This is a genomic window from Paraburkholderia sp. J41, assembly GCF_905220235.1.
Classification (GTDB): Bacteria; Pseudomonadota; Gammaproteobacteria; order Burkholderiales; family Burkholderiaceae; genus Paraburkholderia.
Genome location: NZ_CAJMZE010000002.1, coordinates 111,365 through 129,335, shown reverse-complemented (window position 1 = coordinate 129,335; position 17,971 = coordinate 111,365). Strand labels below are relative to the sequence as shown.

At 62.6% G+C, this 17,971-nt stretch carries 21 protein-coding genes; 6 read left to right on the top strand and 15 right to left on the bottom strand.

Features of this window, described 5'->3' with window-relative positions:
* The first annotated feature begins 24 nt into the window (after positions 1-24).
* Both U5805_RS02490 and U5805_RS02485 read left to right on the top strand, forming a co-directional pair.
* The gene (locus tag U5805_RS02490; protein ID WP_322101855.1) at positions 25-393 is read left to right on the top strand and encodes a hypothetical protein; all 369 of its coding nucleotides are present in this window, start codon (positions 25-27) and stop codon (positions 391-393) included.
* Positions 394-456: 63 nt separating this feature from the next.
* Positions 457-2,538, top strand: a complete 2,082-nt coding sequence (locus U5805_RS02485) for a DNA topoisomerase 3 (protein WP_322101854.1) — start codon at positions 457-459, stop codon at positions 2,536-2,538.
* 17 nt (positions 2,539-2,555) lie between these two features.
* On the opposite strand, the gene U5805_RS02480 is transcribed toward U5805_RS02485, so the two are convergent.
* Positions 2,556-2,975 (bottom strand): hypothetical protein, encoded by a 420-nt coding sequence (locus U5805_RS02480; RefSeq protein ID WP_322101853.1) that lies wholly within the window; start codon positions 2,973-2,975, stop codon positions 2,556-2,558.
* Between the two features lie 331 nt (positions 2,976-3,306).
* Between U5805_RS02480 and U5805_RS02475 the strand changes: the two genes are divergently transcribed.
* The gene (locus tag U5805_RS02475; RefSeq protein WP_322101852.1) at positions 3,307-3,591 is read left to right on the top strand and encodes an HU family DNA-binding protein; all 285 of its coding nucleotides are present in this window, start codon (positions 3,307-3,309) and stop codon (positions 3,589-3,591) included.
* Between the two features lie 21 nt (positions 3,592-3,612).
* Here U5805_RS02475 and U5805_RS02470 read toward each other — a convergent pair whose 3' ends face one another.
* The 14 genes from U5805_RS02470 to U5805_RS02405 form a co-directional block, all read right to left on the bottom strand.
* Entirely contained in the window at positions 3,613-4,965 is a 1,353-nt protein-coding gene (locus U5805_RS02470; protein ID WP_322101851.1) for a conjugal transfer protein TraB, read from the bottom strand.
* Between the two features lie 144 nt (positions 4,966-5,109).
* Positions 5,110-5,463 carry a DUF3085 domain-containing protein gene (locus U5805_RS02465; RefSeq protein ID WP_322101850.1) on the bottom strand — a complete coding sequence of 118 codons (354 nt, stop codon included), beginning with the start codon at positions 5,461-5,463 and terminating at the stop codon, positions 5,110-5,112.
* A gap of 125 nt (positions 5,464-5,588) precedes the next feature.
* Positions 5,589-7,904, bottom strand: coding sequence for a DEAD/DEAH box helicase (locus U5805_RS02460; protein ID WP_322101849.1), 2,316 nt, complete (start codon positions 7,902-7,904; stop codon positions 5,589-5,591).
* A 111-nt stretch (positions 7,905-8,015) separates the two neighbouring features.
* Positions 8,016-8,699 (bottom strand): hypothetical protein, encoded by a 684-nt coding sequence (locus tag U5805_RS02455; RefSeq protein WP_322101848.1) that lies wholly within the window; start codon positions 8,697-8,699, stop codon positions 8,016-8,018.
* 112 nt (positions 8,700-8,811) lie between these two features.
* Positions 8,812-9,423 carry a hypothetical protein gene (locus tag U5805_RS02450; protein WP_322101847.1) on the bottom strand — a complete coding sequence of 204 codons (612 nt, stop codon included), beginning with the start codon at positions 9,421-9,423 and terminating at the stop codon, positions 8,812-8,814.
* A gap of 291 nt (positions 9,424-9,714) precedes the next feature.
* Positions 9,715-10,167, bottom strand: coding sequence for a hypothetical protein (locus U5805_RS02445; RefSeq protein WP_322101846.1), 453 nt, complete (start codon positions 10,165-10,167; stop codon positions 9,715-9,717).
* 72 nt (positions 10,168-10,239) lie between these two features.
* Positions 10,240-11,346 carry a DUF6094 domain-containing protein gene (locus U5805_RS02440; protein ID WP_322101845.1) on the bottom strand — a complete coding sequence of 369 codons (1,107 nt, stop codon included), beginning with the start codon at positions 11,344-11,346 and terminating at the stop codon, positions 10,240-10,242.
* A 75-nt stretch (positions 11,347-11,421) separates the two neighbouring features.
* Positions 11,422-11,982 carry a DUF3275 family protein gene (locus U5805_RS02435; protein ID WP_322101844.1) on the bottom strand — a complete coding sequence of 187 codons (561 nt, stop codon included), beginning with the start codon at positions 11,980-11,982 and terminating at the stop codon, positions 11,422-11,424.
* A 307-nt stretch (positions 11,983-12,289) separates the two neighbouring features.
* Positions 12,290-12,826: a hypothetical protein gene (locus tag U5805_RS02430; RefSeq protein WP_322101843.1), complete on the bottom strand. Its 537-nt coding sequence runs from the start codon at positions 12,824-12,826 to the stop codon at positions 12,290-12,292.
* A 118-nt stretch (positions 12,827-12,944) separates the two neighbouring features.
* The gene (locus U5805_RS02425; RefSeq protein ID WP_322101842.1) at positions 12,945-13,487 is read right to left on the bottom strand and encodes a hypothetical protein; all 543 of its coding nucleotides are present in this window, start codon (positions 13,485-13,487) and stop codon (positions 12,945-12,947) included.
* Between the two features lie 75 nt (positions 13,488-13,562).
* Positions 13,563-13,982, bottom strand: coding sequence for an antirestriction protein (locus tag U5805_RS02420; protein ID WP_322101841.1), 420 nt, complete (start codon positions 13,980-13,982; stop codon positions 13,563-13,565).
* Positions 13,983-14,124: 142 nt separating this feature from the next.
* Complete coding sequence (locus U5805_RS02415; RefSeq protein ID WP_322101840.1) at positions 14,125-14,358, bottom strand: hypothetical protein; 234 nt, start codon at positions 14,356-14,358, stop codon at positions 14,125-14,127.
* A 794-nt stretch (positions 14,359-15,152) separates the two neighbouring features.
* The gene (locus U5805_RS02410) at positions 15,153-15,833 is read right to left on the bottom strand and encodes a DUF3577 domain-containing protein (protein ID WP_322101839.1); all 681 of its coding nucleotides are present in this window, start codon (positions 15,831-15,833) and stop codon (positions 15,153-15,155) included.
* A gap of 407 nt (positions 15,834-16,240) precedes the next feature.
* A complete protein-coding gene (locus U5805_RS02405) occupies positions 16,241-16,465 on the bottom strand; it encodes a helix-turn-helix transcriptional regulator (protein ID WP_322102085.1) in 225 nt (74 codons plus the stop codon).
* 176 nt (positions 16,466-16,641) lie between these two features.
* Between U5805_RS02405 and U5805_RS02400 the strand changes: the two genes are divergently transcribed.
* From U5805_RS02400 to U5805_RS02390, 3 genes are all read left to right on the top strand, one after another.
* A complete protein-coding gene (locus U5805_RS02400; RefSeq protein WP_322101838.1) occupies positions 16,642-17,061 on the top strand; it encodes an ACT domain-containing protein in 420 nt (139 codons plus the stop codon).
* A 181-nt stretch (positions 17,062-17,242) separates the two neighbouring features.
* Positions 17,243-17,485 (top strand): type II toxin-antitoxin system ParD family antitoxin, encoded by a 243-nt coding sequence (locus U5805_RS02395; protein WP_322101837.1) that lies wholly within the window; start codon positions 17,243-17,245, stop codon positions 17,483-17,485.
* Entirely contained in the window at positions 17,482-17,784 is a 303-nt protein-coding gene (locus tag U5805_RS02390) for a type II toxin-antitoxin system RelE/ParE family toxin (RefSeq protein ID WP_322101836.1), read from the top strand. Before U5805_RS02395 ends, U5805_RS02390 begins: the two co-directional genes overlap by 4 nt.
* The last annotated feature ends 187 nt before the right edge of the window (positions 17,785-17,971 follow it).

Below are 17,971 nucleotides of genomic sequence, written 5' to 3'. Positions count from 1 at the left end.
GTGGCGACCCTGCAGGAGGATGACGTGAAGCCGACGAACGTGATGTGTCCGGCGTGGCCGGACGCGCAGGAACTCAGGATGTTGCGGGCGCTGGTGCAGGAGGGGATCGAGGCGTCCCGGAAAGGGCCGTATGCTGCGCGGTTTCATGGCTGGCTCATACGGATTTTCCGGCGTGCCAGCCCGCTGGGTCATTCCGTCTACGTCAAAATCAGTTCACGTGGTGGCGCGGCGTGGGCGTGCGTCGCCACGGCAGCGGCGGTCTTCATCGAAGCCGCTGAAGACGCGATGATAGACGTGGGGAGGCACGCAAAGAAAAAATCATCTGGATTCCATATTAAAAACAGGGTGATGCTGAAGACGCGGAGAAGCTGGATTCGGCAAACGGGGAGATAGCAACGCCTGATTTGGGTGGCGCGCGTGACCAGGGGAGTAGACCGAATCCATCCGGAGGTCTACATGAAGCTGTTCATTTGCGAAAAGCCGTCCCAGGCAAAGGACCTGGCGCCACATATCGGCGCGCGTGGACGCATCATCGGGGCGTTCACCGGGAACGATGTGACGGTAACCCGGTGCGTCGGCCACCTCGTCGAGCAGGCGAAGCCGGAGCAGTATGTGCCCGCACTGGCGAGATGGAATCTCGATCTTCTGCCAGTCCTTCCCCGGCAATGGGCGGTGCAGGTCAGGTCATCCGTGAAAACCCAGTTCGACATTGTCGTGCGGTTGATCCGTGAGGCCCAGGACATCGTCATTGCCACAGACGCAGATCGCGAGGGAGAGGTGATCGCGCGTGAGGTGATGCAGATCGCCGGCTACAGCGGACCGGTTTCGCGGCTATGGCTCTCCGCAATGGATGCGACATCTGTACGCAAGGCGGCGGAGATGTTGCTGCCCGGAGCGAAGACGCTGCCCTTGTATTACTCCGGTCAGGGTCGCGCGCACGCTGACTGGCTCGCCGGCATGAACCTGACGATGGCGCTGACGTCAGCCTTCGGTACCGGCGGTCGGGAGGGCACCTGGCATGTGGGTCGTGTCCAGACGCCGGTGCTGGCGCTGGTGGTGCGTCGCGAGCGCGCGATCCGCGCATTTATCCCGAAGACGTTCTACGAGCTTCGCGCGGTCTTCAGCCTTGCCGGTACGGGAGTGCTGATGCAATGGGTCGTGCCGCCGATGCTGGCAGATGACGCGGGGCACGCGACAGATGAAGCGAAGGTGAAAATGGTCGCCGCACGTGTGCGGGGGCGTGCGGGACGGATCGGGCGCGTGGAGACAACACCTGAACACGAGCTAGCACCCCTGCCTTTCAGTCTAGGCAGTCTGCAGCGCGAGGCGTCGGCCCGGTACGGCATGAAGGCGGCCGCGGTGCTCGATGCGTGCCAGGCGCTTTATGAAGTCCACAAGGCGGCGACCTATCCGCGCACGGACTGCGAGTATCTTCCCGCGTCGATGTTCGCGGGTGCGCCCGCGATTCTCTCTGCGATCGCGTCGGTCGATACAACACTGCGTCCTCTCGCGGACGGGGCTACGCTCGACAGGCCCGGACGCGCGTTCAATGACGCGAAGATCACCGCGCACCACGCGATCATTCCGACGGCGAACAGTGCAGTCAGGCTGCCGGGGCTTGGCAGGACCGCGCGCATCGTCTACGACCTGATCTGCCGCCGGTATCTCGCGCAGTTTCTCGGCGATTACGAATATCTGCGAACGGTGATTGAGGTGAGCTGCGAAGGTGAGCTTTTCCGGGTGACGGGCACGACACCCACGACGTCAGGATGGCGGAGAGTATTGGAGGAAAAAAAGGGAAACACAGCCGCCGATGCCGATGATGAAGCGACGGGAAACGACGCGCCCGCAGTGCCTGTCGTCCGGGAGGGCCAGCCTGCACCGAATGTCGCCTGCGACGTCGAGCGGCGGCAGACGAAGCCGCCGAAGCGCTATACGGAGGGCACGCTCCTGGCCGCGATGGAGTCAGTCGATCGCGAAATCAGCGATGAACGGCTGAAGAAGATCATGCGCACGAAGGAAAAAGCGGGTATTGGCACCGATGCGACGCGCGCCGGCATCATCGAAAACCTGTTTCACCGGAAGTACATTGGCAACCATGCGAAGCAGAAGAAGCAGATCGTGCCGCTTGAGCGCGGAGATGCGTTGATCGTGCTGCTCGAGCGTGTGGCGCCCGAACTGGCGGATCCGGTCCTGACCGCGGAATGGGAGGACCGGCTGATGCAGATCGAGGCGGGGCAACTCGATCTCGCGCAGTTCGAGGCGGAGCTCGGAGCGTGGGTGCGGAAGCTCGTCGAGCGCATTCGCGCGCAGCGCGGCAAGGTCGTTGATGGCTTGCCGGTCGGGACGTCGGAGATTGACGTGGCGTGTCCGGCCTGTGGTGCGCCCATGCGGCGGATCAAGGGCGCGCGCGGCTATTTCTGGGGCTGTACGGCGTTTCGCTCGGGTTGCCGGAGCACCTTGCCCGATGCCGATGGCGCGCCGGTCACACGCGCCGCAACAAGTGGGCATGGCGATAAAAAAGGCAATAACACTTGAGCTGCAGCGGTCGCTATCTACGAGCCATTGGCATGATCGCGCTCGTCTGGCGGAAGCGGGGAAGGCTTCGTGCCCTGGATGAAACGCATCAGTTCGTCGTCGGCCTCGACGATCGCATGGGCGGGAGCGGTAGCGAGTTGCCGGTCGTGCAGAACCAGAATGCGCTCGAAGAAGGGATACCCGTCCTCATCGAGATACCAGGCGTCGGTTTCGACGCCGCGCCGGTTGGCGGCCTCCATGTAACGCTCGGCAGCATGAAACTGCGCGAGCGGCAGCTCACCATATCCGGCACGCTGAAGAAACCACATCACGTACATCGCGCGCGCCAGATCGACGAGGTGCGCCCTGCATCCGAAACCCAGGCGGACCGTTACCAGGGAAGCGTGAAACTTCAGCGAGCGGGCACGAGCCGCTTCCAGCGGCAGCGGGAGCAGCATGGTGCGCGAATGGTGACGTCGGGTACCGTTGCGATGGGAAATGGATCGGGACGTGCGGGGCATGCGAAGAAGCTCGTCGGGCGTATTGCGGGCGTATTGCGTTGCGTGGCGCGCGCAATTTTACGCCAGTCCGGTATCGGTACCAGCGGCGGCCAGAACACGCGTGCTTCTGAAAGCGTGCTGGCCACTTCCACCAGCCGTTCGTGGGCAGGGCTTGCGCAGCCCGTGTGCTTCGCGGTACGGTACGCGTTTGCTGACGGCCGTCGCCGTGCAGGTAACCGTTTGTGGGAAACCAGGCGGCCATTTATTCATCGACAGAGGAAAACAGGACATGAACAAGCAGGAACTCATTGATGCCGTCGCGTCGTCGACGGGCGCGAGCAAGGCCATCACGGGTGAGGCAATCGATGCGGTTATCGGGGCGATCACGAAGGCGGTCGCCAAGGGTGACGCCGTGCAACTGGTTGGCTTCGGTTCGTTCAGCCAGGGCAGTCGCGCTGCCCGTACGGGTCGCAATCCCGCGACCGGCGAAGAGATCAGCATCGCTGCCGCAAAGACCGTGAAGTTCACCGCGGGCAAGGCGTTCAAGGATGCCGTCAACGGCGCCCGCAAATAAGCGTTCCGTTTGGCGGGTTGTTCACCGGTTGGTGGCGCGCAGCAGCGGCGCGCCTGCCAGACGCGCCACCGATGCGATACCCTGCTGCTGGATCCCCGCGAGTGCCAGGTCTGCGTCAAACCAGCCGTTCGACTGGCTGATCACGACATCGGGTCTGTCCAGCAGCGTGCGCCAGTGCGGCCACCACAGCAGGTCCTCGTAGCAGAGCGACATCGCGGCATGCCGCCCGGCGATCGTCAGGTACGGCTCTGAGATATCGCCCCTGATCGCGCTGGTCTGGCCGCCCGGTCGCCATAACGCGACCGGCACGGGTTGCCGGCTGTCGGCCCGGCCGTGGCCCGCGCCCGCGACGACGGCGCTGTCGGTGTACCGCAACGGTGTCGTGCTCGCGCCGATATCCATGCCAATCACGAGCGTCTGTCCCGCCGCACGCATGCGTTCGATATCGGTACGCCACCATAACGCCATCGCGGGGCGCCACAGGCCGGCTATTTCTTCAGGCAGGATTACCACGCGGGCGCCGTCTGCGAACGCACCCAGAACGATTGTTTGCAGTTGCAGGGTCCGTGTATAGAGCGACGGATAGCTGGACTGGTCAAAGCGACCCAATGCGGTGTTCACGGCCATCCATCGGGCGGGCGCGGCTGGTGGCGCTGACTGCCAGTGGGCGTACAGGGACAGCGCAGCGAGCACCGCGCAGGCGAGCCGCACTGCAGAGGTGGACTGAAGCATGGCTACGGTACATAGCGCCGCCATGCCAAGGGCGATGCCCGCGAGCCGCCATCCCGGGTACAGTGTGCTCGCCACATGCAGGGGCGACAGCCATCCGATAATGCCGACCGGCGGAATGGTGACGCCCAGTGCTGCCAGCGCCGTACGCCACGCACGGCTCGTTGCCGGTGTTGCCGTGCCGGGTTTCAGTATCGTCCAGGGGAGCGCCAGGACGATGGCCTGCAGCAGCCAGAAGCCAAGACCGAGTGTGAGCCCGGCGGATGGTGTGAGTTCGTGATAGCCCGCGAAGAACCGTTCGCAGACGACCGGAATGTCGCGGGCGCCGGTGAGATAGTAGCTCGCCCAGATCATGAACCCGGCCGGGCGACCACGTACTCTCGACCATATCGCGGGTAATGCGAGCAGCGCGACGATGTAATGCCCCGGATACCAGGCCAGTAACGCGACCATGGTTCCAGCGGAGGCCCCGAGGAGGCCGTGCCGAATCGATGTTCCGGCCTGCCGTACATCTGCGGCTCCCAACGATGACGGGATGTTCTGCATGACGGTCAGCACGCGGCGTGAAAATGAGGCGACGGGATGGTGTCGCGGTTTCGAAGCGCGCTTTTGGCTGGCCGGTTCACATTGCATGATCACCGGCATCCGGAATTGTTATGGTATGCGATCTATCTTAGGATATTCGACGCCATGCGGGGCGCACGCGGCACGCAGAAAAAGAATGCCCCTGTCTCTTGCGAGAACAGGGGCAGCGTGGGGGGCTATCACGGATAGCAGCGGAGAAGCTCGCTATGCTACCGGCCGGACGGCATTCAGAAAGAGATGGCTGGCGTCAGCCCGGATTTCCAGATTCCATCCATCGTTGACGATGCGGTCAAAGACAGCGTCATCCGGATCGAGATGTTCGACGAAGTCGTCACCGCCAAACTCCGCACGGGCACGATCCCACCATTCGTCAAACGGCACCGTGTCGGGATTGCATCCGACGGCATAAGCGATCGGCCGTGGCTGGGCATTGGCCGGCGCGTCATTTTTTTCGGGCAGCATGTAGACGCCCTGGTCCTTGACGAGGACAACGGGGCAGGCGTGAGAGCGCGCCTCGATGAGTACCGGACGCAGCTCGGAAGCGTTGAAAAGAATCATGATGATCTCCTGCAGTTTGGGGAGAAACGAAGCGGGCTGTGCGGCCCGCTTCTAGGAGAAGGCGTACTCGCATGCAGTGGTGTATACGGGTATGCCAAGGGCGACGGAGGAGCCTGTGCCGCCAGCTACTCCTGATTCACGAGCTGGCGGGCAAGGGCGACCTCGATGCTTTCACCGCCCTGGTTGAGGATGTCGAGACCGGATTCCGGCATGTCGCCGGAGGTCGACTGCGAGACGGCGATTTTCTGTGCCATCAACTTCAGGCAACGCATCTGTGCTGTGCCTTCGTATCCGAGGAAGCGCACCGTCACGTCGAGGGTCTGGCCAATGCGCCAGCTTCGTCGCGCAGCCTGCTGCAACGTATAGACGTTGTAGCCCGACTGGAGAAACGCGATGGTCGGAAATTCGAGCAGGTCGAGCCCCGTCTTGACGAGCTCGGGGTTTGTGATGATGACTTCGGCACCGCGCTCCAGCTGGTCGGCGACCCAGTCCTCGCGTTTTTCTGCGGGAACGCTCGCGCGAAGCACCGATGCCCTGACGCCGACCGCATCGAGCAGATTCTTCAGCCGTACCGACGTGTCACGTGTGCCGGTATAGGTCGTGTACACCAGCGTGCGCCGGCGGTTCAGCAGTTCGCCGCGAACCAGCCGAAGCAGCTCGGCTTCCTTCGGACCGGGTTGATCGTCACGCAGCAGGGCAGGCACGCTGGCGAGAATCCGCTTCGTGCGCGGATGTCGCACCAGCTCCGGACGGAAACAGCATTCCGGCCAGGCGAGCAGTGCGTTGAGCACCACGCCGAGCAGGCTTTTGTCTCCGCAACGCAGTGCAGCACGCAGTTCCGATGTGAGTGTCGATTCGAGCGTTCGATAGGCGGCTGCCATGTCGTCGGACAGCGCGACGGGCAGCAGCGATTCGTCGTAGGGCGGCAGGACGTTCTGGCCGATCTGCGAGAGCTTCAGGAAGGCCGTGTAGGGTACGACGTACCGCATGATGCCCTTCGGGCCGAAGCCCGGACCCTTGACCGTCGAGACGCTCTTGCGATCGCCCTTCGCCGTACGGTGCGAACCTTCATCCACCTGCTTGTGGATATCGATGAGGACGCCATGCTCACGCATGAATGCCATCGTTGCGGCGGACATCGAGCCGTTCACGTTGTAGTTGAATCCGTCTTCGATCAGCATCGACGGATTCAGACGATAGAGCAGGTGATAGAGATCGTCAGCATAGCCGCCCATCAGCGTACCGGTGAGCAGCAGGGTCCGCGATGCCTTGCGGGCGAGTACGCCCATTGCCTGGCCCTGGGCGGAGTTTTCATTCTTGTACTCGTGTCCTTCATCAGCGATCAGCAAACCAAAGTAGCCTTGGGGCAGATAGCGTTTCACGAACTCCGACGCCTGATAGCCACCCTGGCCGAACGAGATTTCCGTGTGGGCCAGCGCGCGTTCCATGCGTCTGGCCTGCCGGTCGGAGAAGACGAGCTCACCGCTGTCGTCCATCAGGTTGATGAACTCGAACACATTGTCCTGAAGCATGTCAGCAAGCATCGATTCGCCGAAACGGGAGAGCAGACGTTCGGCAGTTTTCTCACCGACGGTGGGCATCTGCAGCAATGCGCCCTTGACGAGTTCGCGCATCGATCGTGTCCCCTGGCCTTTGGGCGCCAGGGTCCACAGCCGCTCGCCGCAACTGCATGCGCGGCGCTTTTCGTTGAGCGCGGCACGGGCCAGGGTCGGCGTCAGCGGATTGCCGTCTTCGTCGCACACGAACTCGCCGCACGACGGGCAGCAGGCAAAGACACGCGTGATCGCGTCGGTTTCCATGTCGAGCGTCGCGACGCGCCGCGCGAACGCCGGCTTCCAGTCGAATCCCATGCGCATCCGTACGCGACCGAGGATGAAGAACTCCGGGACTGCGGGCTTCGAGCGCATCACACGCAGTTGCAGGAGCTTGCGTAGCGTGTCCGGACCGTTGAGGATCCAGACGCGCGCGCCGGGCACCGTGGCTTTGATTTCACGTCGCCACTTGTAGACGAGGTGGGGAGGCGCAATGACGAGTGTGCGCGGGAAGCCGCAGTGATGAAGCAGGACGGCGACCCCGATGCCCATCAGCGTCTTGCCGGTTCCCATCTCCGCGTTGATGACACCGCCCGGGGCGTGCTGTGTGAGCAGCGTCGTGATCGCATGTATGACCTCGCGCTGTGCCGGGAATGGCTGGCGTGAGAGGCCGTCGAGCAGGACATCCCAGTGAGCCGGGCGTTGACCATCGTAGATGGAGGGATTCTGCCGACGTACGGCGTCGAGCAGGCCTGCGCCGAAATTGGAGATAAAGTCCGGCAATGCAATGATGGAAGCTTCGCCGGTTGATGCTTCACAGTCTGATACCGTATCGCCCGTATCATCGGGGATGCCGGTCGGTTCGAGTGTTGCCTGAAGGGTTTCCATGAAAGACCTCATCACAGGGAGAGGCGCGGGGAAACAGCGCCCCGCGGGGGACGGTGTCTTCCCGCGCGGGTTGAGAAAGAAAAGAAGGGCGCAGGCCCAATCAGGTGGTACCTAGTCAGGATGGCTACGGGTTTCCTGAAGCAATGCGGCGAGTTGCAACGTGAGCGTTTCGCGCGCAGTGTCGTCGCTGATCCCGGCGAGCGCTTTCCTTACCATCGTTGCGAACGTGGCGGTGGCGCGGTCGAGATCGCGGGCAACCAGCGCCTCGCGAAGGTCATGTCCGAATTCGACCGGCTCGCGGCTGTTGCCGTAGTGGATGACTTCCCGGCTGATGTAGGCACCGTCGCCGCCAAACTCGAAAAGGCGGGGTTTGCTGCAGTGCCAGCAACCTTCGAACTGGATGGCGCTCAGACCATGACCGTCGTCGAGGCAGAGTGCGATCATGAAGAGCGCTTCGAGACTGGCGTCGTCTTCGGACGGCAAGGTGTCGGCCCGGAGATCTGGTCCGTTCTCATTGCCGACACCGAAATGACCAGCCAGCAGCCGGAGCAGGACGTCAATCGAGACGTCATCGTCCTCCGGACAGGGCAGGTCAAGTTGTGCGGCGAGATCCATCAGCCCGTCGCAGACGTCGCTCCACCTCGGATCGTTGGTTTCTGATATGCGGGCGATGTACGCCTGGCCGTCACCGGGCCAGTCGGGGTCGAGCAGGAAGGCACCGAACAGTGCGTTGATGACAGGGGTGACGTGATCGAGCACGAGGACACCCGTGCCTTCGTAGTAGTTGTTGGCCATGATGTGCTCCAGAAGGCGCGGGCGACGTGCCCCCGGGAGGGAAACGTACGTCCCGCAGGTAGGGGAAAAAACAGGCGAGCCGGCTATCCGGCCGGGATCTGGCATGCGCCGGTCAGTCAAGCCGGAGGGAGCCGTCGCGAACCCAGCCGGAAATTGCCTCGGCGAACGAGTCGGGCAGGACAATCCTCGATGCATGAATGCGCCCGATCGGCGTGTAGGGTGTCTGGTCGAGGGTGTTCACCAGTTGGTCCCCGAGCATGTCGAGGACGGGGGTGCGCCAGTGCGGCAGCAGCGGCAGCGGACTGAGCTGTTCGATCAGCAGCCAGGTGCGGGCTTCGAGCGACCCGATGTCGTGTGCCTGGGTTTCGCGGTCGACGAGCAGCCAGGCGGAGCCGGCTGCTTTCGACGGGTTGAGGAGTGATTCGTCATAGATCCATGTATGGACGAGGTTGCCGAACAGGTTGTCCTTCGGCAGACGACCGCTGTACTTGTCGAGCCGGCGTGGATCGCCGACGGGGACCGCTGCCAGCGGCTGGCTGGTTTCGGGATCGAGCAGCGTGATCTGGCGGATGCCGCCCTCCTGGATACCGAGGTGCAGCGATGCGTACAGTTGCTGGACGGCGCCGTCACGACCGAATACGGAAATGAAGACGAGTTCGCCATCGGGGGCACGCACGCAGGCATCGACGAAGATGTCCTGCAGTTCCTTGACGGGATACAGCATGGAATGCTCCCAGATAAGTGTCCGGGACACCCACCGGATGCTGGCCCGGACGGGTTGAAGGAAATTCCGGCACTTCCCGGAGGAAGCCGCAGCCGCGCAGACGAAGGCGCCGGAAGAAGCTGCAGCGATACTGCGGAAGGTGTCGTGTAACGGGCGACGACGGGTCGGCTACCGGCAGACCAGCGGGTGACGCTGTGGCGGCGGGAACCGCTTTCCCCGAACGTCGGTCGGGACGTGCCGGGAAAGCGCCCCGGACAGGGCGCGCAAGGCATTGAGATGAGAGCTGGCCAGTCAGCAAGCCCGTAGTGTTTCCAGCAATGCACGGAGATCGCGCGCCTGCCCGACCGTGAGCGTCATCGTCAGCAGGGCTTCGGGATGCCATGATCCGGTCATGGTTGCAAGAGGTAGTCGGCTCTCGACGAGGCGAGCCAGCGCAAGCAGACGCGGTGCGGCGTTCCGCAGCTTTGCGGCTATCACGGATTCATGCGCCGGTGGCCAGGTCGCAACGGGCGTGGCATCGAACTGCACGGTCTGCCCGTCAATTTCCTCATCGCTATCGTAGAGGAGCGGTCTGTCGGGCGTGTCATCCCAGAGCGTGCCTGCGTCAAATGCGGCGTGCGCAATGGAGCGGGCGGCGTCAGCGTGTGCTGCCCGGATGCCGACGACGATGCGATGAGTCACGTCGAGGCCGTAGCCGACCATGAAGGCGGGCAGCGGTTCCAGAGTGTGATGTGTATCAGGCATGGTGCGTATCCTCAAAAAGCGGAACCCGCTCCTGCGGGGCGAGGCCCCGCAGGGTGGAAGAAGTGGTCCGGTCTAGCGGATCGTGACAATGCGGCCAAGATTCGGGCCGGGTGTGAAGTCGATGCCCGCGATCGTTGGAACGAACCGGTCGCGCATCAGGATGGTGGTCCGGATGTCGCCCTTGTCGGTTTCCTCGACCTGGACTTCCTGTTCCTTCTGCTTGATGGTGTCGCCCCGGATGAGCAGGCGGGTGCCGTCCGCGCCGGTCACCACACCGGTGATCTGTCCGGCCGCCAGTGCGAGCGCGAGGTGCCAGTCAGACAGGTCACGCAGTGGCCGGCGCGGTGTGACGGCCTTCGAGGCGAACAGGGTGGCGAACTGCGGCCAGAGCGTCGCGCCCTGCAGGCGTTCCAGTTCACGCTCGAGCTGCGGTGCGTCGATCCGGGTAGACATGAAGGCGTGTTCACCCGCCGTGGAAGGAACGCAGTACCGGTCTGCTGTCCAGTGCTCAGGCAACTCCGGCGGCAACTCGCCTTCGGTGATACGGGCCAGACGGGCAACCAGTGCGCTGTCGACACCATCGGCGCGTCGTTTGACGCCGAAGAGGACAAGCTGCTTGAACGTCTGGTCGGGCGCGAGGAACACCGCGACGCGGGCGAAGTTGCGGGCGATCATGGTCGCGAATTCGCGATCCATGACGTAATGCGGCACGATCAGTATGAGCACGCCATCGAATGCGAGCCACGGAATCGTCTTCATGTAGAAGAGCTTCTCGAGACGATTCGGCTGACGCTCACCCGTCCGGGCCTTGTCGGATACCACGTCGCCATAGGGCGGATTGAGGAACAGCAGGCCCATGCTGCGCGCGGTGATGAACATGTCTTGGACGTCGGTGTGCGCTACCGTGTCGAGGACGTCCTTCGCGTGCCATGCACGCTCACGGTCGTATTCGACGCCGAATGCTCGCAGCGTGTCGGGTGTGGTCGTCTGCGTCACGAGTGCGTCTTTCAGGTCGTGCAGCGCGGCGCCTTCGCCGCAGCACGGATCAAGCAGCCGCACGGGGCAGTCGGAATCGGTTAGCGTCAGGGCGGGAATGATTCGTCCCAGCGTTGTGGCATCGGTGGGAAAATAGCCGTTTTTCACGAAATTTCTGGCGAGGCGGGGAAAGATCAGGGCCATGTGAAACTCCTTTGGAATGCAGACGGATGGGCGTGCCGATGGATCAAACCTCCCGGCACGCCCGTGATCGGACAATCAGGCCTTCATCCAGGTCTGCGTGGACGCCTGGAATGCGTAGCCGAATGCGCGAAGCTGGTCGCGCTGCTGACGGAACACGCCGCGGTCGACAGTGGGGTCGAGCTTCACGGGCTCGCCAGCGACGATCTGGTCGGCCAGTTCTGTGCCGAACAGGTCGGGCAGATACAGTTCACCCGGGTCGGTACCAGCCTGAGCGGAGACAGACACTTCATCCGTGCGTGCATGAGCAACATCACCCGGTGCACGTTCCTCATCGGCCGGATCCGGTTCAGTGGAGGCGGGCGCCTGTCCCATTTCGCTGAACGGTTCGTCGTTGTCGAGCTGCACGTCGGCCAGCCTCGCGCGGATCTCGACCGTGACCTTGCCGTACCACATGTAGCTGTGCGGATAGATCCTGTCGATCAGGAAGGTGCCGGTGTAGGCGCCGGGCTCGAACTGTTCGAGGACCTTGTCTTTGACCTTGAACTCGCCGACGGATGTCGTGAGCTCGCCGACCTGGAACGGGCCGTTGCTGCCCTTGATGGTGCGCACGTCAAGCGTGCCGGAAAGGGAAATCATGATGCCTCCACGAAGTGAGGCGGGAACGTCCCTGACGGGCATGGCGTCCCGCCGGTTGGGAAAGATGAGGTGAGGATGAATTCCGTCTGTCCGCCTGTCGGTATCGATGGCGGGCAGGCAGCGCGCAGACAGGGGCGCCGGAAGGCAGCTGCAGGTGTCGCCTGACGTGGCGACGCACGGATCTGCATCGGGCAGATCAGCAGGAATGGATCATTCCGGGCAAGCGCCCCTCGCGGGCGCGCCTGGAATGACGCCTGGCGCGTGAGCCAGGCGGTCCGATCCGAACGACCGGAAGGATTGGGGCGAATCACGCAAGGGGCTGAGTGGCGGCTTCATCCGCGCGCCGCTGCCCGGTGATGTGACGGAAGAGCCGTGGCGGAAACCTGAAGAGCCGGCCACCGCTTTCGACGATCCACGTGCGGTGCCGCCGGCTGACCACGAGGGCTTCGCTGATCGACAGTCCGCTGAGCGTCAGGATGTCGCCGGGCGCGAGTGTGCGAGAACGTGCGGCGTGCCAGGCGCGGACCTGCTCGCGCCATTCGGCCGAGGCGGGTGGCACCATGTCGAGGTAGGCGAGAGGACACGAGTAATAGAAGGGCTGCATTTCCTCGCACATGTCCTTGTAACCCCAGCCCGCACAGCTTTTATCCCACGCGAGCAGATCGCAGCCGATGTAGCGCATCGGCATCTCGTCCGGCCGGGCGATTTCCCACACGGTCCAGAGCACGTTGCCGCTGGTGCAGTGACGCAGACAACGGCGTGTCGTACCGCTGTGTTCTTCGTAACGGGTCAGACGTTCGATCAGTTGCGAACGGGTCTGTCCATGACCAAAAAGCCATCCCATGATGCACCTCATCAAGTAGAGCGGCGCATCATTCCCGTACGGGGTGATGCCCCGCAGGGAATGCACCGTGTAGCTGGTGCAGAGGAAGGAGAGCGTTGCGACAGCGGCAGGACCGCAGTCACATCCGTTGCTGCGAGCGCAGGTCGCGACCGATGACGGTGCGGACCGAACTGATGATGAAGATCGTCCAGTCGGCGAAGTAACGGTCGTCGAATACAATCGCGCCGGAACCCGGCCCAGGCTGGACGGGTAGCGAGGCCATGCCCGTCGGGGCGTGGCCGCCAGGTCCGGCGATGATTTCCATGTCAGGGAAGAACACGCGGCCTTCGAACGGATCGAGGAACTCGAGTTTCAATTCACGCGCTTCGACCGTATGGCAGTAACGCAGCCGGCCGATCAGCGGGCCGTCGAATCCGGACGCGATCGAAGTAGTGAACGGCGCGTCGCGTCCGTTGAAGAGTCCGAGATAAAGGCCGTCGGGGAGATCGACATTGTGATCGGTGTAGCGCGGCAGGGACCGACCGTCGCGGCACGAAAAAACGGGCGGCTGCGAATCGCGGCCCTCATCCGGCCAGTTCGCCGCATGCACCAGTGTGCCTGGTTGGCGAAAGACGTCGTGGGTGCGGAATGACCGGGAAGTGAGGAGTGCACAGGTTGGCATGATTGTCTCCGGGAGAATCGCGGAGACACGCCCCTGCGGGCTGCGTTCCGCAAGGGGGAAAGGAATGGTGAGACGTCAGTCGATCGCGGCGAAGATCTCGCGTGCCTCGGCGTGAGACGGTATGAAGGCGATCAGACGGTGATAGAGATCAGTGAATGTTTCGTCTTCGGTGGACCATGCCATGGCGTTGAGCGCAAAGAGCGTGGCCACGATGCCGGCGGCGTCGCTGCTCATCTCGCCCTCGTAGCCGTTGCCATCGCAACTGATGGTCAGCGGACCATCCATGCGGGGCGCCATATAGAAGGTACCGTTGGACAGTTCGACATAGTCCCAGAATCCGCCATGGTAGGTGTCGCAAAGCGATTCCATGGCCGCATAGACGGCAATCTCACCGCGGATCATGTGTCTGCCGAAATAGCGCGGCAGGATGTCCATGCGGCGTTCCTCGGGTACGAGGGTGGCGACGATGGTTGGTGTTTCTGCAGCCTGATTCATGACATCCTCCAGAAAGAGGCGGAGGACGGTTTCCCGGGCGGGGAAAGCATTCCCCGCGTGGGTTGAACAACGTGATTTCAGTAATGCAAAGGTCGGCTGGTAGTCGACCGGCTCCAGTGCTAAAGACTGCGGCACACGGCCTCTACCAGGGGATATCCAGATCGTCGGTTAGCCGCGACCATTCCTGCGCCAGTCGCAGGATCCGTTCGGGCAAATTGCTGGCGGCGTCTCCCCTGACGAGGATGACCAGGTCGTGGCCTTCTCCCGGCATGGCTTTGGCGTCGTACTCCATGCGGCAGCCGTGTCTGGCGAGTTCCTGCTGGATCTCGTCGCGGCGATCCGGAAAGGGTTCGCCAGGCTGTGTTGGACAGGTCATGATTTGCTTCCTTGAAGGGGGTGAAATAATTCGATGCGCTGTGCGCATCGGCGCTTTGAAGGGAGGGCAATACCGGACTTGCCTGGTCATCGGGCCGTCGTCACGCTTCCTGACGACATCTTGTTTTGCGCAGGTACCGTCGGTGGTTGCCTTCGCTGAAGATGACTGCGCTGTCATGGATGACATCGAGCGGTGACCGCTACCATGGTTCGTGTTCCAGGACGCGATGTTCGATGCCCGGTCCGTTGTTGCGGGACAGGTGTAGTTCGAGGCATCGCCCAGCCAGGGTTGTCCGTGCCGGACGTCGAACGAGGGGTTGCAGGATGGACATCGGATGCTCCCTGCAGAGAAAAGGGAAGCATCCCGATCGTCAGGCGAGCGAAGGCCCCAACGGGGGAAGAGAGGTTTTCCGTATACGGATCAACAACGAACCGGGAGCAGCCGTGCAGACGATGGCACCGGAACGGGCTGCAAGGGTATCGCCGTGACGTCGCGATGGACGGGCCTGCAACTGGCAGACCGGCAGTGAAACGGTTATCCGTCATTGACCCGGGAGGTGAATCACGGATAACGCCTGGCGGGCAGTGCGCCGCCAGGCTTTTGTCTGGGCCGGTACGGTTCGCCCCGGCACAAACGGCACGGCGCAGTGGGGCCACCGTGGGACCCGGGAAGATGAGCCTCGGGCCTGCACCCGCTTTCCGGAACGGCCCGTATGGATCGCTTCGGAAAGCTGGCGCTGGGGCCCGCGTGGAGACGAATCCCCCGCGCGGAGCGGGGGACGTGAGGGTTGTTGCTTAACGATTGCCGGTTGCAGGTTGACGGACGTTGCCGCCGCCTTGACGGCGCAGCGGCGGATAGCGGTTGGCGCGCGGTGCAGCACGTCCGCTTGCCGAGGCGCTTTCGCCAGACTCGTCGCTCTCGCGGGCGTCCACCGGCTCTCCGGCCTCGGGGAGGTCGTGGTCGTCGCCGTGTCCCGTCGATGGCTCACGTCCGTTGCCGGACTCACGGGAGGTATCGGCATCAGCATCAGCATCGGCACCGGTCCCGGTGTCGTCGCCTTCGTCACGCCAGACCTCCTGGCCGTCCACCTTGATCCAGAAGAGCTTGAGCAGACGTCCCTTGAGCACGGCGCCCGTTTCGCCGGCGCGGTTGCCGGTGCGTTCGAACGTGCGGATATAGTGATCGCCTGCCCTGAAGGCAACGAGCACCTTCACGTCCGGATCGTTGGCGTCGTCCATGACGGAGCGGACTGCCTCCTTTGCCTTTTCGCCGGAGACGATCAGGTCGAGGGGCAGGTAGACGATGCCGTTTTCGATGTTCGGGTCGCCATGAAACGCCGAGATCGAGCATGCGAGAAAGGGTTTGGCCTTGCTGCGGCCGTTGCCACGCGCGGTGACATCGCGGACGCGGGACAGATATCCGAGGCCGCGCAGATGAAGATCGAAATACTTGCGGGATTCGACAGGGTGGTTCATGACGATTCTCCAGAACGAAAAAGGGGAATCGCCAGTGCCCGCGTCGGGGAATGACAATTCCCCAGGACGGGTCAACGAGAGAGCTTCCGGTCAGAAGACCTGCGGTGGTCCAGACGGTGGGACGAAGCAAAACCGCAAAAGGTGTCGCACAGGCGACGGCACTGCAAGGATACTGGACAGGCTCCAGCGGGCGACTTCAATCCGGAATCATAGGCGGCCAGGTGGAAAAATCAAGGCCGTTTCCCGAACAGATAATTCGGAAGCCAAATCAATTTCGTTGCGTCTAGGTTCGATGGCTCGATGTCTCACGGGACCTCACCTCACACTGATGGCCTGATGGACTAACGACCGGCTGCAGGCGCAGGGATGTACAGGCCGGACCGGGATGCCCAATCATCAACGCAATGTCACGCAAGCTCATCAAAATCGAGCATGGAAGCAGGCGAAACCCCGAGTGTGGAGGCAAGCACACAGATGTTATAGAGAGCGATGTTGCGCTGTCCGCGTTCAATGCCACCAATGTACGACCGGGCCAGGCCACTTTCGAGCGCGAGACGCTCCTGTGACCAGCCGCGCGCCTTGCGCAGTGCAATCAGGCGTTTTCCAAACAGGGCAAGGGGGTCGTACTGCATCGACATCTCGGCAAGGAAGATATCGAAGCCTACGGATTTGACCTGTTTGAGGCCACGCTCTATGATGACACGCACTATGAGTGACAATCTTGTGCGTCAGTCACAATAGCCCGATGACGTTGCCAGGGGCGCCCATTGGCGTTCCACCTATTGACCTTTGTCCGACAGGAACACCCGTGAGCCAACCGGTTTCGGATCTTGCATTGCTGCTGGCCTCGATGCGGCCGGAGCTGAACGAAGGTGCCTATGTCTTTTCGACCGTTCAGGTGGATAGTGACGTAACGCGGCTCGCCCCCGTTGCAACATTTCGTGAGCGCGAGGGGATGACTGTCATTCTTGATGAGCCAACGGCACTGCGGGAAGGATTGCCGGTGCTCTTCCGGGCGGCGTGGATCACGCTCACAGTTCACTCCGATCTTCAGGCGGTTGGACTGACTGCAGCGGTTGCGGAGGCGTTGACGAACGCGAATATCAGTTGCAATGTCGTTGCCGCGGCCTTTCACGACCACATCTTTGTACCGGCGGACCGGGCAACAGACGCGCTCACCCAGCTCGCCGGACTCCAGGCCCGGGCTGCACGCGACGCGACGGCCTGACGGGTTGCTGTAAAAAGGGTCTGATCAATCGGGTGGAAATGTGGGGATCTTTACCTGCAGGCGCTTCATCATCTGGAAACGTCCCGAACTGTGCTACAGCATCAGGTTGGTGACGGTGTGCTGACTGCTCTCGGGCATTGAATACCAGAAACTGGTATTCTTGGCATAGGAGGTGCATGTCATGAGCAAAAGCACATCATTCACGCTTGGTGAACATTTTTCGGAATTCGTCGATAACCGTGTGCGCAGCGGCCGCTACAACACAGCGAGCGACGTTGTGCGCGCCGGCCTGCGCCTGCTCGAGACCGAAGAAGCGAGGCTGGAGGCGCTACGAAACGCGCTGATCGAAGGCGAACAGTCCGGGCCGTCGCGCCCGTTTGACTTCCGCAGGTACGTCGCGGGCAAGCGGAACAAGGTCGCATGAGAGCGTATGCTCTCTCGCCCGCGGCCGAACGTGACCTTGATGATATCTGGGATTACACAGTCGCGAGATGGGGGGAGGCGCAGGCAGAGCGCTACATCCTGAGCATCGAAAGTACCGTTTCTGGTCTGGCCGACGGCACCCAGCCAAGTCTGTCCGCCGCAGACGTGCGGGAAGGCTACAGGAAGGCGCTGGTTGGAATGCATGTCGTGTTTTTCAGGGAATCCCCCTCCCTGATCGAGGTCGTGCGTATCCTTCATCAACAGATGGACATTCCCGGCAGGCTCGGAGACGACAACTAGGAGGCACCGTTCGGCTGGACGGACATTAACCAGGCGGCGAGCAGAGCAGACCGTGAACTCGCCGAGGTCATGCTTCGCGCGCCTGATGTCACACAGATGGCGTATCGCTGGACGCGATGGAGGCGCTCTCATGCTTTGGCGTGTTTCTGCCAACCACACGCATCTATACCCCGGATCCCTGCTGCGT

Coding starts and splice junctions, on each gene's coding strand:
- U5805_RS02415 (WP_322101840.1), bottom strand. CDS start 14,358: ATGACCTGTCCAACACAGCCTGGCGAACCCTTTCCGGATCGCCGCGAC.
- U5805_RS02480 (WP_322101853.1), bottom strand. CDS start 2,975: ATGCTGCTCCCGCTGCCGCTGGAAGCGGCTCGTGCCCGCTCGCTGAAG.
- U5805_RS02455 (WP_322101848.1), bottom strand. CDS start 8,699: ATGGCCAACAACTACTACGAAGGCACGGGTGTCCTCGTGCTCGATCAC.
- U5805_RS02430 (WP_322101843.1), bottom strand. CDS start 12,826: ATGGGATGGCTTTTTGGTCATGGACAGACCCGTTCGCAACTGATCGAA.
- U5805_RS02435 (WP_322101844.1), bottom strand. CDS start 11,982: ATGATTTCCCTTTCCGGCACGCTTGACGTGCGCACCATCAAGGGCAGC.
- U5805_RS02405 (WP_322102085.1), bottom strand. CDS start 16,465: ATGCAGTACGACCCCCTTGCCCTGTTTGGAAAACGCCTGATTGCACTG.
- U5805_RS02390 (WP_322101836.1), top strand. CDS start 17,482: ATGAGAGCGTATGCTCTCTCGCCCGCGGCCGAACGTGACCTTGATGAT.
- U5805_RS02450 (WP_322101847.1), bottom strand. CDS start 9,423: ATGCTGTATCCCGTCAAGGAACTGCAGGACATCTTCGTCGATGCCTGC.
- U5805_RS02425 (WP_322101842.1), bottom strand. CDS start 13,487: ATGCCAACCTGTGCACTCCTCACTTCCCGGTCATTCCGCACCCACGAC.
- U5805_RS02465 (WP_322101850.1), bottom strand. CDS start 5,463: ATGATTCTTTTCAACGCTTCCGAGCTGCGTCCGGTACTCATCGAGGCG.
- U5805_RS02440 (WP_322101845.1), bottom strand. CDS start 11,346: ATGGCCCTGATCTTTCCCCGCCTCGCCAGAAATTTCGTGAAAAACGGC.
- U5805_RS02445 (WP_322101846.1), bottom strand. CDS start 10,167: ATGCCTGATACACATCACACTCTGGAACCGCTGCCCGCCTTCATGGTC.
- U5805_RS02460 (WP_322101849.1), bottom strand. CDS start 7,904: ATGGAAACCCTTCAGGCAACACTCGAACCGACCGGCATCCCCGATGAT.
- U5805_RS02485 (WP_322101854.1), top strand. CDS start 457: ATGAAGCTGTTCATTTGCGAAAAGCCGTCCCAGGCAAAGGACCTGGCG.
- U5805_RS02410 (WP_322101839.1), bottom strand. CDS start 15,833: ATGAACCACCCTGTCGAATCCCGCAAGTATTTCGATCTTCATCTGCGC.
- U5805_RS02470 (WP_322101851.1), bottom strand. CDS start 4,965: ATGCCGGTGATCATGCAATGTGAACCGGCCAGCCAAAAGCGCGCTTCG.
- U5805_RS02475 (WP_322101852.1), top strand. CDS start 3,307: ATGAACAAGCAGGAACTCATTGATGCCGTCGCGTCGTCGACGGGCGCG.
- U5805_RS02395 (WP_322101837.1), top strand. CDS start 17,243: ATGAGCAAAAGCACATCATTCACGCTTGGTGAACATTTTTCGGAATTC.
- U5805_RS02420 (WP_322101841.1), bottom strand. CDS start 13,982: ATGAATCAGGCTGCAGAAACACCAACCATCGTCGCCACCCTCGTACCC.